Raw genomic sequence first — 11085 nt, 5'->3', positions numbered from 1 at the left:
CGCCGGGGCGCAGGGTGCGGGCGTTGCGCAGCAGGTGGAAGACGTAGTCGCTGATACCCTGGGAGGTGCTCAGGTCGATGCGTTGGCTGTCGAGTTCGTTTTCGGTGTAGACGATGTCGCGCAGGGCGCTGAACAGCATTTCACGGGTGCTGGCGATCATTTCGCCGTCGACGAAAGCATCGGCGGGGGCGTTCAGCAATTCCAGGCGCACGCCGCGGTCCTGTTGGTGAATGCGGATTTCGAAGTCCTTGTAGGCTTCGAGGATGGTCTTGGCGTTGTCGACGTGGGCGCCGGTGTTGAGGATGGCCAGGGCGCATTGGCGGAAGATGTTGTAGGTACTGCCGGATCCGGCTTCGCTCAGTTGCTGGACTTCCCGCTGGGAGAGTGTTTCCAGGCTGCCTTTCGGGCTGACCGAGGCGTTGATTACTTGTCGTTGGGTCATTCAATGATCCTTAAAACGATGTCATTCCCACAGAAACAACGAATGGCATCCGAATAGTGTGTATCCATGAAAGAAGATGGCACGAACTTCGTGGTCTCGCCATGTCCCCGTTTGACGATGAAAAGATGAAAAGGAGCCCCAGCATAGCTAAATCCCTCGCAGAGGCGATAATGCCCCGCAGTCTTTTTGACGCAGAATCTTTTTACCACCGAAGAAAAGGAATCCCGACGCCATGTTCGAAATCCAGCCGATGGACGCCCAAACCTACCGTCAACAGACACGGCGCAGCACGTTGATCATCGCTGTAGTCTTCGTGGCGCTGGCGATGGTGCTCTCGACGGCGGCGGTGGCGTTGTTCGGCGAACCTGGCGGCGACAACCTGCGGTTCAACATCGGCGGTGTGTTTGCCGCGGTGTTGCTGATGGCGGCACTGATGCGCAAAGTGTTCTGGACCCAGGAGTGGATGGCGCCCGCGGTCTATAGTTGGCAACTCAAGCGCAGCTTGATGAGCGTCACCAATGTCATGCACCACGTCACAGCCGCCGTGGAGGCGGGCGATCCGACGGCTATGAAACTGCTACGGTTCTATCATCTGGGCTTGAGCCAGATGCACGAACTGGACGGCAATTCCAGCGACCATGGCGCATTGAATCGGGAGATGCAGCAACACGCGGCGCGGATGCAAGTGCTGGGCATTGATCCCGAGCAGCCGCGCCTGGATCCGGCGTGGCTGGAGGCAGTCAAGCGAACATCAGGCTAACCCCGATGGTGTGGCCAGCCCGGGGAAGGCATAGTGGGAAGACATCGAGCAGGAAGCCTCGGTATTTCCAATAATCAAGGAGCGAGCGGCATGGGGCATCCGTCCATTTACGATCGTATCGAAAACAGCCGGCCTGGCATTGCCCGACTGAAGATTCGCTCCGCGGTGACGCTGCTGGTTGCGGTGTGCCTGTCGATGGTGGTGATTGTCATCTGGGAGGCCTGGAGCTCCCGCCAGTACCATCTGCGCGACAAGGAAGTGGCGATGTCCAACCTTGCGCAGACCCTGGCCTCGCAGGCGCGTTCGACGATCAAACAGGCGGATACGCTGCTGTTTACCTTGGTCGATCGCCTCGAAAATGATGGCTTCGATGCCGGCCGGATCAGTCGCTTGCAGCGCCTGCTCAGTGCCCAGCGCAGTGAACTGAGTCAGATTCACGGCCTGTTCGTGTATGACGAAACCGGGCAATGGATTGCCAACTCAAATGGCGCGGAAGTGGGCGTGGCCAACAATTCCGACCGTGAATACTTCATTTACCATCGCGACCACCCCGATCGCGGCCCACACATCGGCCCATCGATCAAGAGCCGTTCCAGCGGTGAATGGATCCTGACCGTGTCGCGGCGGATCAACCATCCTGACGGCAGCTTCGCCGGCGTAGCGCTGGCAACCATTTATCTCAGTCACTTCCTGCAGCTGTACGACAGCATCGACATCGGCAGCAACGGTGTGATCAGCCTGATCGCCGACGATGCCAGCATTATCGTGCGCAGACCGTTCCATGACGCAGACATCGGTACCAGTCTGAGCAAGAGTCCGCTGTTCACCCAACTGCTGCCCGTCAGCAGTTCGGGAACGGCGACAATTACATCGGTCATCGACGGCGTCGAGCGAGTGACGGGCTATCGTCGGGTCGAAGGCTATCCGCTGATCGTCTTTACCGCGTTGAACAAAGACGAAGTGTTGACCAGCTGGCGCAAGGAGTCGCTGCTCAGCGCCGCCATCGTCTCGTTGCTGCTGGCATTTCTGGGAGTGCTGGGTTATCGCCTGATCAAGTTGATGAAACAGCAAAATCGCATCCAGGCCGAACTGCTCGGCGCTCAGGACAAGTTGCTGGAGGTCAATCGCAACCTGGAACTGTTGGCGCTGGAAGACGCGCTCACCGGGCTGGCCAACCGGCGTCAGTTCGATCTGTTCATTCAGGCCGAAGCCGGGCGTGCCCGGCGCAACCAGACCGGTCTCGCGCTGTTGATGATCGATGTCGATTATTTCAAGGCTTTCAATGATCGCTACGGTCACTTGGCCGGCGACGAGTGCTTGCGCAAGATCAGTGCGATCATCGTCGATACCATCAAGCGTCCTGGTGATCTGGCAGCGCGTTTCGGTGGCGAAGAGTTTGCCGTGGTGTTGCCCGGGACCGATTACGTCGGGGCATTTCTGCTGGCGGAGAAAATCCGTGGCGCGGTGCTCGCCAGCGGCCTGGAACACAGTGAGAGCCCCGAAGGCGTGGTGACGGTCAGTGTCGGAGTCTGTGGCTACGACGCGGTTTCCCAAAGCGCTACCGATGACTTGATCGGAGCTGCCGACAAGGCCTTGTATGTGGCCAAGGCCAGTGGCCGCAACATGAGCGTCATCGCCAATTGAAGTCCGGACCTGACGCTGTCTGCGCTTGCTCGCCACCGCCACCGCCACCGCCACCGCCACCAGGCACGGTGGCTTCGGTGAAGCTCTTTCAAGCGAAACGCCGTTTGATCACCTGACTATAGACCAGCACGTTGACCAGCAGTACCAGACCCGCCAGCCCCAGTTGAATCGCCGGGGTCAGGCCGCTCGGATAAATCAGCGGCCACACATAATGCTCGATGAAACCGGCGCCATAACCGCTTTGCCCGGCGGCGTGGCGCATCAGGTTTTCCCAGCGCGTCAACGGGCAGGGCAGGTGGAACAACTCCACCGCGATACCCCACGCGACGCAAGGCAGGTGCCACCAGATCAGACGGCGCCACTTAAGCAGCAACAACCCGCCGAACAAGACGAACACAATGAACGCCAGGTGAAACAGCACCAATCCATCGGCGGCGATTCGGTAATGCATGTCGACTCTCGAAGGTGTCAGGCAATCGCTCTATGGTACTCGGGCGCAACAGGTTCGTAGCAATGCGCAAGATTGTTCGAGCCATCGGCCGCGACTGCTGGCAAAGTCGCATGTCTTTTCTTCTGGTTACAGAGCGTTATGTCCAAATCACACTTGCCGCGCAGTGCGTTTCTTCGCGGCGCCGCAGCGATCATGCCGTTGTCCCTGGCCACCGCGCCCTGGGGTTTGTTGGCTGGCTCCATGGCCATCGAAGCCAATCTCACGCCCCTGCAAGGGCAGGGGCTGTCGAGCATCGTATTTGCCGGCGCCGCGCAACTGGTGGCCATCGGCATGCTCAAGGGCGGTGCCGGGGTCTTTTCCATCCTGCTGACCACGCTGTTGCTGACTTCCCAGCATTTGCTGTACGGGATGAGCATGCGCTCGGTGATTTCGCCCTTGCCGGGTCGCTGGCGAGTTGGCTTGGGGTTCCTGCTCACCGACGAATTGTTTGCCTTGACCAGCCAGCACGACAAACAGCAGTTCGACCGCTGGTACGCCTTGGGTGTCGGCCTGACGTTCTACATTGCCTGGAACCTCTTCACCCTTGCCGGCATTGTGTTGGGCAGCAGCATTCCCGGTCTGGAACACATAGGGCTGGATTTCTCCATCGCCGCCACGTTCATTGCGTTGATCACCCCGGTGGTGCGCAATGTGCCGACCGTGGTCTGCGTGGCTGTTTCGCTGTTCTGCTCGGTGCTGTTCAGCTATTGGCAATGGGGCTCGGCATTGGTGCTGTCGGGACTGGCGGGCATGACCGCCGGGTTTATCTGCAACAAGTTTCAGGGAGCACGCACATGATGGTCTGGGCAGTGATCATCGGCATGGGCGTGCTGGTGTTTCTCAATCGTTACGTGTTTCTCGAACCGCGGCTGCCGGTGCGCCTGAGCAGCAATGCCCGGCAGTTTCTGGGCTTCGCCGTGCCCGGGATGTTGACCGCCATCTGTGGGCCGATTGTGTTCATGCCCGAGAAGCAACTGAACCTGCAATGGGACAACCCGTACCTGATCAGCTCATTGGTGGCGATCGGCCTGGTGCTCTACACCCGCAACACTTTGCTCAGCATGTTGTTGAGCATGGGCTTCTTCTTTTTGCTGCGCTGGTGGCTGTGAACCGGGCAAAGGAATGTGTTCTACGCTTAAAACTGACGAACAATCCCTTCAGGAAGAGAGGTGAACATGGCGAACGACCCCAAGCGTCCGGACCCGGACGACGACATGGATGAGCCGACAGAAGAGGAGCTTGAGCAACAGAGAAAATCGGAAAAGACCTGGAAGCATGACGACAGTCGCGAACTGTCGGATCGCGATATCGAAATCCCGTTGAAACCCTGACCGAAATACGTCCCTGTAGAGCTGCTGCAAGCTGCTCTACAGGGACGGCACGAAATGAAAGAGACTCACTGAGTCTCTGCTAATACGAAGGTTGCAAGCGCGGGAATCAGGCGTCGTCCGACGGCATGAAGTCGGGATGAGCGGCCCGAAAACCCAATGTCTTGTCGATCCAGGCGTTCAGTTCGTTAACCATCACCGGGTGCTTGCCCGGGTAGCTCTTGAGGGTTGAACTCAGGACCTCGTTGATATTGGGAATTGAACGCAAGTTACGGGTCTGTATGTATTGCCCGATAAAACAGTCGAGTTGGTAGTGTTCTGTCTTTGTAAGATAAACACACGCCAGACCCACGACATGATTATTTGTAAAATCGTCGCGCAATTTAGTTCTCTGCAAGGCTTGAGTGTAAGGGGATTTCCTTAAGGGCTGACTCTCTGGTCAGCTGATGGCGTAGCTGGAAATACGGCGCGGATATTAGCGGTAGCGACAAAAAATGTATGCAAAGCGACGCTCTGGTCAGACCAGCGGTAATACGCCAACTGCGATATTAGTTAATAGAAACAGTCAAGATGCAACTTGCATCTGTATTTTCCGTAATAACTAACGTTTATGCAGGCATCCTTGTTGTTATTGACAGGCTCAGGTCACTTCAGCGATTAAATTCCAGCCCTGGTTTCTGGTATTGCCAACCGCTTTGTCGACCTTGTGCCAGTTGAATACGTCACTGGGTTCACCTTGCAGAAGTACCATTTGCTCCGCGCGCTCCCGAGGTGTGGCCGGGTCCACCCACTCCTGCGCCAGTTCTGCCGAAAACACCACCGGCCGACGGTCATGGATATCGAGCATGCCGCCGGCGCTGTCGGCGGTAATGATGACAAAGCCGTCGTCATCTCTGGGTGCTGCGTCGCCCACCGGGAATTGCCCGATCGCTGCACAGAAGATCGGTCCTCCATCACGTCGTCGAATCAGCCAGGGCTGCCGCGTGCCATCCCCGGCATCGACCCATTCGAACCAGTTGTCGACCGGGCAGATCGCGCGGTGAGGCCAGATCGCCCGGAAGAACGGGCCGTGGGCGACTTTCTCGACCCGCGCATTGATCGGCGCGGCCCGATCTCTGGCCCAGTGCGGGCGCCAACCCCAGCGCTGTGAATCGGCATGCAGGCCGTCATCCTCCCGATGCAGCAGCGCCAATTGGGTGGTAGGCGCCGCGTTGTAGCGCGCCAGAGGCTGATCGCCGACGTGATTGATCAGCGCGTCGGGAATGCTCAGCACCGCCACGAAATCGTGAATGCCCCGGTATTGCGACAAGCGTCCGCACATCGTAGAACCCTCCGGCAGGAGATTTCAGCTTAGCCGCCTCATTGCCTGGTTTGGGACAAAAATTCCAGGAACGAGGCTTTTTGGCGAAGTACGCTGGCACAGTAAACGAGCCCCGGAACCAAACACTGTGTACCCTTATCCAACCTCGGCCCGCAGTATCCTGCGGGCCGAAGATGGATGAACGGGCGAAGGAATTTTGCCGTTTGACGTGTTGACCGCACGGGTCTGGCCAAAGGCAAAACATGAAACACTGGTTCAAGCTACTCATGACATGCACGATGGCCGTCAGTCTGCTGGGCTGTATCGCGGCTCCCATCGAAATGACCGCGCAAACCGAACAGCGGCTGCGTGCGCAACCACCGATTCGTTTCCTGCTGACCTTCGATGACGGTCCTTCCGCATCGAGCTTCTGGAACCCCACTGAAGCCGTGCTCGACAGTCTGGCAGTCAATCCGCTGCAACCGGGCATCAAGGCGGTGTTCTTCGTGCAGACCCGGGCATCAAGGGCGGGCGGCAGCGAGATCGGCCGTGCAATCATGCACCGCGAACGCGCTGCCGGGCACATTCTGGCCTTCCACACCGCCACGCCATCGCATACCAATCATCGCTCTCTGGATGCGCAGGAACTGGATCAAGCGCTCACCGATGGCAGTGCTGATATCGCCGCAATCAGTGGTACGCCTCCCACGCTGGTTCGCCCGCCATTCTGGAGTTACGACAAGCGCACTTTCGCTGCCTACCAGCAGCATGGCTTGCATGTGTTGCTGACCGACCTGAGTGCCAATGACGGCAAGATCTGGGGCTTCAATGCCAGCCCGCGGCGCCGCTCGCACATGCTGCGTTCAATGTCTGAAGTACGCGAGCGCATCGCCCGTGGTGAACTGCCAGTGGTGGACGGGGTGATTCCGGTCGTGGTGACCTTCCATGACCTCAATCGCTACACCGCCCGGCATACCCGTGAATACCTGCAGATTTTGCTCGACAGCGCCCGGGCGACTGGCGTCAGGACCGCAAGCCAGCCGTTCTACGACGACACAGCAGCGCTGCAACGAGCGGCGATGGCGCGTACGTTGCGCGACAGTGCGCAGCCGGTTGAACTGCCGGGTGTCTGGAACTGGATCTGGAAGGACAATCCTCATTGAAGAATTTGTTCAAAATGAGAGGTATTTAACGCTTTTCGCTGGCGCAAAACGGGCAAAGCCGATCTATGCTCAGACGGATCCAACCTACTCAACTGTCGCCGAGGCACCGGCCATGGTTCCTATTTCAGTACTTTGCAACATAGTCGAGTCCGGTTTCGAACCGCTGACCTGCGAGTGCACGGAAACCCTGGGATTGTTGCGCATCGAGGTTTTCGAACCCATTTCCGGGGACGTCAAGTTGCTGATCGACGGCGTTTCGACCGAGCAACTGACCAGCGTGCGCGCCATCTCCGACCTGATTGGCGAGTTGCGAACCGAGATGAGCGCCGGGCGCCGGGCGTTTGCCGGCTGAGTTCAGCTTCGCGGCAGCAGTTCGTCAATCATCCGCAAGCAATGGCTCAACCCGGGCGACACATCACCCACCCGCCGACTGAGAATGATCGGCGAGGTTGCGTTGTCTTCCAGTAATGGCGTGAATCCGATGTCGTCGCGGTGCAGCAATTGCACCGAGGCCGGCACCAGCGTGACCCCGATCCCGGCCCCCACCAGACCGATCGCCGTTTGCAGCTCGTTGGTCCATTGCGCCACGTGGATGCTGACCCCGTAGGACTCGAACAACGCAATGACGTGATCGGCATAGCTGGGGCGCGGGTTGCCGGGGTAGAGCACGAAGGGTTCCCGGGCCAGGTCGCGCAGGCTGATGGGGCCAGCCAGCAATGGATGCCCGGCGGGCAGGGCGGCCACCAGGCGATCCTCGGTCAGCACAGTCTGTACGATGGCCGGGTCGTCGATGCGGATGCGCCCGAAGCCGATGTCGATGCGTCCGGATTTGAGGGCTTGCACCTGTTGCAGGGTGGTCATTTCCGAAAGCCCCAACTCCAGCTCCAGCGGCTCTCCACTGCGCAAACGGCGGATCAGTTCCGGGAGCACGCCGTAGAGCGTCGACGGCGCGAAACCAATGCCCAGCCAGGTTTTTTCCCCCAGCCCGATGCGACGGGTGTTGTCGCAAATCTTGTTCAGTTGCTCGAGCAGAGCGCTGCTGTGCTCATGGAAAAAACGCCCGGCGTCGGTCAGCTTCAACGGGCGGCCGCGTTCAAGCAGGATCACCCCCAGTTCATCTTCCAGCTGCTGGATCTGCCGGCTCAGCGGTGGCTGGGCGATGTGCAGCAGTTCGGCGGCACGGGTGAAGTTGAGGGTTTGCGCCAAGACCTGGAAATAGCGCAGGTGCCGCAGTTCCATGAAGCCTCCCGGTGTCAGTTGTTCGCATACCTATAAGGTATCAAGTCAGACCAATTCTATATTGGCAACCAGAAAAAAGCCGTACGAGAATCGATTCCAGAACTCCAAGAACCTGACGGGTATTGAAATGCTAGCAACCGCCATTGAATCGATCGAGACGATCATCGTCGATCTGCCGACCATCCGCCCGCACAAGCTGGCGATGCACACCATGCAGAACCAGACCCTGGTGATCATTCGTGTACGTTGCGCCGACGGCATCGAAGGCATCGGCGAATCCACCACCATCGGTGGCCTGGCCTACGGCAACGAAAGCCCGGACAGCATCAAGACCAACATCGACAGACACTTCGCACCGTTGTTGATCGGCCAGGACAGCGGCAACGTCAACGCCGCCATGTTGCGCCTGGAGCGCAGCATCCGTGGCAACACCTTCGCTAAATCCGGGATTGAAACCGCATTGCTCGATGCCCAGGGTAAACGCCTGGGGCTGCCGGTCAGTGAACTGCTCGGTGGCCGTGTGCGTGATGCGCTGCCGGTGGCCTGGACCCTGGCCAGTGGCAACACCGAAAAAGACATCGCCGAAGCGGAAAAAATGCTCGATCTGCGCCGCCACCGCATCTTCAAATTGAAGATCGGCGCCGGTGAGGTCAACCGCGATCTGGCCCACGTAATCGCTATCAAAAAAGCCCTGGGCGACCGCGCCAGTGTGCGGGTCGACGTCAATCAGGCGTGGGACGAAGCCGTTGCGTTGCGTGCCTGCCGCATTCTGGGGACCAATGGCATCGACCTGATCGAACAGCCGATCTCGCGCAACAACCGTGCCGGCATGGCGCGCCTGAATGCCATGAGCCCGGCACCGATCATGGCCGACGAGTCCATCGAGTGCGTGGAAGATGCGTTCAACCTGGCTCGCGAAGGCGCGGCTTCGGTGTTCGCCCTGAAGATCGCCAAGAATGGTGGCCCGCGCGCCGTATTGCGCACTGCCTCTATCGCCGAAGCGGCGGGAATTGCCTTGTACGGCGGCACCATGCTTGAAGGTGGTTTGGGCACCATGGCGTCGGCCCACGCCTTCGTCACCTTGAACAAACTGGCGTGGGACACTGAACTGTTCGGCCCGTTGCTGTTGACTGAAGACATTCTCAGCGAACCGCTGGTCTACCGCGATTTCGAACTCCACGTGCCGAACACCCCGGGTCTGGGCCTGAGCCTGGATGAAGAACGCCTGGCGTATTTCCGCCGCGACAAGACCTCCACCGCCATTCATCAAGCCTGAGGAGAGCATTATGCTGTTCCACGTAAAAATGACCGTGAACCTGCCGGTCGACATGAACCCCGAAGCAGCGGCCAAATTGAAGGCTGACGAGAAAGCCCTGGCGCTGCGCCTGCAAGATCAAGGCAAGTGGCGTCACCTGTGGCGCATCGCCGGGCACTATGCCAATTACAGCGTATTCGATGTCGACAGCGTTCAGGAACTGCACGACCTGCTGATGCAACTGCCGCTGTTCCCGTACATGGCCATCGAAATCGACGCGATGTGCCGGCATCCTTCTTCCATTCGTGACGATGACCGCTGAGCCCAGCCTGTTCAGCGCGCTACCCTAATAATTACAAGATGAGGAACCTGCAAAAATGAACGTCAAGATCTCCCACACTGCCGAAGTCCAGAAATTTCTCGAAGAGGCCAGCGGCCTGCACAACGATGCCGGTAATCCACGGACCAAAGCGCTGATCTACCGCATCCTGCGTGACTCGGTGAACATCATCGAAGACCTCGCCGTGACCCCGGAAGAATTCTGGAAAGCGGTCAACTACCTGAACGTGCTGGGTGCTCGTCAAGAGGCCGGGCTGGTGGTGGCCGGGCTTGGCCTGGAACACTACCTCGATCTGTTGATGGACGCCGAAGACGAGCAGGCCGGTAAATCCGGCGGTACGCCGCGCACCATCGAAGGCCCGCTGTACGTGGCGGGTGCACCGTTGTCGCAAGGCGAAGCGCGTCTGGATGACGGCGTCGATCCGGGTGTGACCCTGTTCATGCAAGGCCGCGTGTTCAACACGGCGGGCGAACCGCTGGCCGGTGCCGTGGTGGACGTCTGGCACGCCAATACCGGTGGCACCTACTCGTACTTCGACCCGACCCAATCGGAATTCAACCTGCGTCGCCGCATCGTCACCGACGCCGAAGGCCGCTATCGCTTTCGCAGCATCGTGCCGTCGGGCTACGGTTGCCCACCGGACGGTCCGACCCAGCAATTGCTCGATCAACTGGGCCGTCATGGCCAGCGTCCGGCGCACGTGCACTTCTTCATTTCCGCGCCGGATCATCGCCACCTGACCACCCAGATCAACCTGGATGGCGAGAAGTACCTGCATGACGATTTCGCCTACGCCACCCGAGACGAGCTGATCGCCAAGATCACCTTCAGCGACGATCAGCAGCGCGCGGCGGCCTACGGTGTCAGCGGTCGTTTTGCCGAAATCGAGTTCGATTTCACCCTGCAATCGTCTGCCCAGCCTGAAGAGCAACAGCGTCACGAGCGGGTTCGCGCACTCGAGGACTGATCGCGTCGCCCCCTGTAGGAGCAAGCCTGCTCGCGAAGGACGTTAACGATTACGCCGGGTGCCTGATTCCCCGCGGCGTCCTCAAGTCCATCGCGAGCAGGTTCGCTCCTTGTATGTTGACCCTGAGTCCAAAGAGAGAGGTTACGCTCAAGGACTC

General features: G+C 59.1%; 15 protein-coding genes. 10 read left to right on the top strand and 5 right to left on the bottom strand.

Annotated features, from left to right (window positions below):
* Nucleotides 1-442, bottom strand: a 442-nt coding sequence (locus tag D8U18_RS27145; RefSeq protein WP_131109092.1) for a DUF4478 family protein, incomplete at its 3' end; no start/stop codon positions are given.
* A gap of 232 nt (nucleotides 443-674) precedes the next feature.
* Between D8U18_RS27145 and D8U18_RS27140 the strand changes: the two genes are divergently transcribed.
* Together D8U18_RS27140 and D8U18_RS27135 are read left to right on the top strand one after the other, a co-directional pair.
* Nucleotides 675-1202, top strand: coding sequence for a DUF3087 domain-containing protein (locus D8U18_RS27140; RefSeq protein WP_056856703.1), 528 nt, complete (start codon nucleotides 675-677; stop codon nucleotides 1200-1202).
* Between the two features lie 90 nt (nucleotides 1203-1292).
* Complete coding sequence (locus D8U18_RS27135) at nucleotides 1293-2846, top strand: sensor domain-containing diguanylate cyclase (protein WP_056856702.1); 1554 nt, start codon at nucleotides 1293-1295, stop codon at nucleotides 2844-2846.
* A gap of 88 nt (nucleotides 2847-2934) precedes the next feature.
* On the opposite strand, the gene D8U18_RS27130 is transcribed toward D8U18_RS27135, so the two are convergent.
* Nucleotides 2935-3297, bottom strand: a complete 363-nt coding sequence (locus D8U18_RS27130; RefSeq protein ID WP_056856701.1) for a DUF2784 domain-containing protein — start codon at nucleotides 3295-3297, stop codon at nucleotides 2935-2937.
* Between the two features lie 138 nt (nucleotides 3298-3435).
* Here D8U18_RS27130 and D8U18_RS27125 point away from each other — a divergent pair, with 138 nt between their 5' ends.
* From D8U18_RS27125 to D8U18_RS28840, 3 genes are all read left to right on the top strand, one after another.
* A complete protein-coding gene (locus tag D8U18_RS27125; RefSeq protein WP_130904611.1) occupies nucleotides 3436-4134 on the top strand; it encodes an AzlC family ABC transporter permease in 699 nt (232 codons plus the stop codon).
* On the top strand, nucleotides 4134-4445 hold the full coding sequence (locus tag D8U18_RS27120; protein ID WP_177434543.1) for an AzlD domain-containing protein: 312 nt from the start codon (nucleotides 4134-4136) through the stop codon (nucleotides 4443-4445). The genes D8U18_RS27125 and D8U18_RS27120 overlap by 1 nt, the downstream gene beginning before the upstream one ends.
* A 66-nt stretch (nucleotides 4446-4511) precedes the next feature.
* The gene (locus D8U18_RS28840) at nucleotides 4512-4667 is read left to right on the top strand and encodes a hypothetical protein (protein ID WP_177336608.1); all 156 of its coding nucleotides are present in this window, start codon (nucleotides 4512-4514) and stop codon (nucleotides 4665-4667) included.
* A 106-nt stretch (nucleotides 4668-4773) separates the two neighbouring features.
* Here the strand turns inward: D8U18_RS28840 and D8U18_RS27115 are convergent, their stop codons facing one another.
* Together D8U18_RS27115 and D8U18_RS27110 are read right to left on the bottom strand one after the other, a co-directional pair.
* Nucleotides 4774-5046, bottom strand: coding sequence for a hypothetical protein (locus D8U18_RS27115; protein ID WP_056856912.1), 273 nt, complete (start codon nucleotides 5044-5046; stop codon nucleotides 4774-4776).
* Between the two features lie 258 nt (nucleotides 5047-5304).
* Nucleotides 5305-5985 carry an SOS response-associated peptidase family protein gene (locus D8U18_RS27110; protein ID WP_131109090.1) on the bottom strand — a complete coding sequence of 227 codons (681 nt, stop codon included), beginning with the start codon at nucleotides 5983-5985 and terminating at the stop codon, nucleotides 5305-5307.
* Between the two features lie 242 nt (nucleotides 5986-6227).
* Here D8U18_RS27110 and D8U18_RS27105 point away from each other — a divergent pair, with 242 nt between their 5' ends.
* Nucleotides 6228-7127 carry a polysaccharide deacetylase family protein gene (locus D8U18_RS27105; RefSeq protein ID WP_131109088.1) on the top strand — a complete coding sequence of 300 codons (900 nt, stop codon included), beginning with the start codon at nucleotides 6228-6230 and terminating at the stop codon, nucleotides 7125-7127.
* Nucleotides 7128-7239: 112 nt separating this feature from the next.
* Entirely contained in the window at nucleotides 7240-7479 is a 240-nt protein-coding gene (locus D8U18_RS27100) for a DUF1652 domain-containing protein (protein ID WP_056856698.1), read from the top strand.
* A 2-nt stretch (nucleotides 7480-7481) separates the two neighbouring features.
* Here the strand turns inward: D8U18_RS27100 and D8U18_RS27095 are convergent, their stop codons facing one another.
* Nucleotides 7482-8366, bottom strand: a complete 885-nt coding sequence (locus tag D8U18_RS27095) for a LysR family transcriptional regulator (RefSeq protein ID WP_056856697.1) — start codon at nucleotides 8364-8366, stop codon at nucleotides 7482-7484.
* A gap of 127 nt (nucleotides 8367-8493) precedes the next feature.
* Here D8U18_RS27095 and D8U18_RS27090 point away from each other — a divergent pair, with 127 nt between their 5' ends.
* Genes D8U18_RS27090 through catA form a run of 3 tightly spaced genes read left to right on the top strand, consistent with a single transcriptional unit; the run spans nucleotide 8494 to nucleotide 10928 of the window.
* Nucleotides 8494-9642, top strand: a complete 1149-nt coding sequence (locus D8U18_RS27090; RefSeq protein WP_177435070.1) for a muconate cycloisomerase family protein — start codon at nucleotides 8494-8496, stop codon at nucleotides 9640-9642.
* Nucleotides 9643-9652: 10 nt separating this feature from the next.
* Nucleotides 9653-9943 (top strand): muconolactone Delta-isomerase, encoded by a 291-nt coding sequence (gene catC / locus D8U18_RS27085; protein WP_034150962.1) that lies wholly within the window; start codon nucleotides 9653-9655, stop codon nucleotides 9941-9943.
* 55 nt (nucleotides 9944-9998) lie between these two features.
* Nucleotides 9999-10928 (top strand): catechol 1,2-dioxygenase, encoded by a 930-nt coding sequence (gene catA / locus D8U18_RS27080; RefSeq protein WP_131109084.1) that lies wholly within the window; start codon nucleotides 9999-10001, stop codon nucleotides 10926-10928.
* The last annotated feature ends 157 nt before the right edge of the window (nucleotides 10929-11085 follow it).

It is taken from the genome of Pseudomonas sp. Sample_10 (genome assembly GCF_004321495.1).
Lineage (GTDB): Bacteria > Pseudomonadota > Gammaproteobacteria > Pseudomonadales > Pseudomonadaceae > Aquipseudomonas.
This window is presented reverse-complemented; position numbering and strand designations above follow the sequence as displayed.

Excerpts from the sequence above, each read along its gene's own strand:
- D8U18_RS27130 (WP_056856701.1), bottom strand. The coding sequence starts at position 3,297 with ATGCATTACCGAATCGCCGCCGATGGATTGGTGCTGTTTCACCTGGCG.
- D8U18_RS27105 (WP_131109088.1), top strand. The coding sequence starts at position 6,228 with ATGAAACACTGGTTCAAGCTACTCATGACATGCACGATGGCCGTCAGT.
- D8U18_RS27090 (WP_177435070.1), top strand. The coding sequence starts at position 8,494 with ATGCTAGCAACCGCCATTGAATCGATCGAGACGATCATCGTCGATCTG.
- D8U18_RS27125 (WP_130904611.1), top strand. The coding sequence starts at position 3,436 with ATGTCCAAATCACACTTGCCGCGCAGTGCGTTTCTTCGCGGCGCCGCA.
- D8U18_RS27110 (WP_131109090.1), bottom strand. The coding sequence starts at position 5,985 with ATGTGCGGACGCTTGTCGCAATACCGGGGCATTCACGATTTCGTGGCG.
- D8U18_RS27135 (WP_056856702.1), top strand. The coding sequence starts at position 1,293 with ATGGGGCATCCGTCCATTTACGATCGTATCGAAAACAGCCGGCCTGGC.
- D8U18_RS27120 (WP_177434543.1), top strand. The coding sequence starts at position 4,134 with ATGGTCTGGGCAGTGATCATCGGCATGGGCGTGCTGGTGTTTCTCAAT.
- D8U18_RS28840 (WP_177336608.1), top strand. The coding sequence starts at position 4,512 with ATGGCGAACGACCCCAAGCGTCCGGACCCGGACGACGACATGGATGAG.
- catC (WP_034150962.1), top strand. The coding sequence starts at position 9,653 with ATGCTGTTCCACGTAAAAATGACCGTGAACCTGCCGGTCGACATGAAC.
- D8U18_RS27100 (WP_056856698.1), top strand. The coding sequence starts at position 7,240 with ATGGTTCCTATTTCAGTACTTTGCAACATAGTCGAGTCCGGTTTCGAA.
- D8U18_RS27095 (WP_056856697.1), bottom strand. The coding sequence starts at position 8,366 with ATGGAACTGCGGCACCTGCGCTATTTCCAGGTCTTGGCGCAAACCCTC.
- D8U18_RS27140 (WP_056856703.1), top strand. The coding sequence starts at position 675 with ATGTTCGAAATCCAGCCGATGGACGCCCAAACCTACCGTCAACAGACA.
- catA (WP_131109084.1), top strand. The coding sequence starts at position 9,999 with ATGAACGTCAAGATCTCCCACACTGCCGAAGTCCAGAAATTTCTCGAA.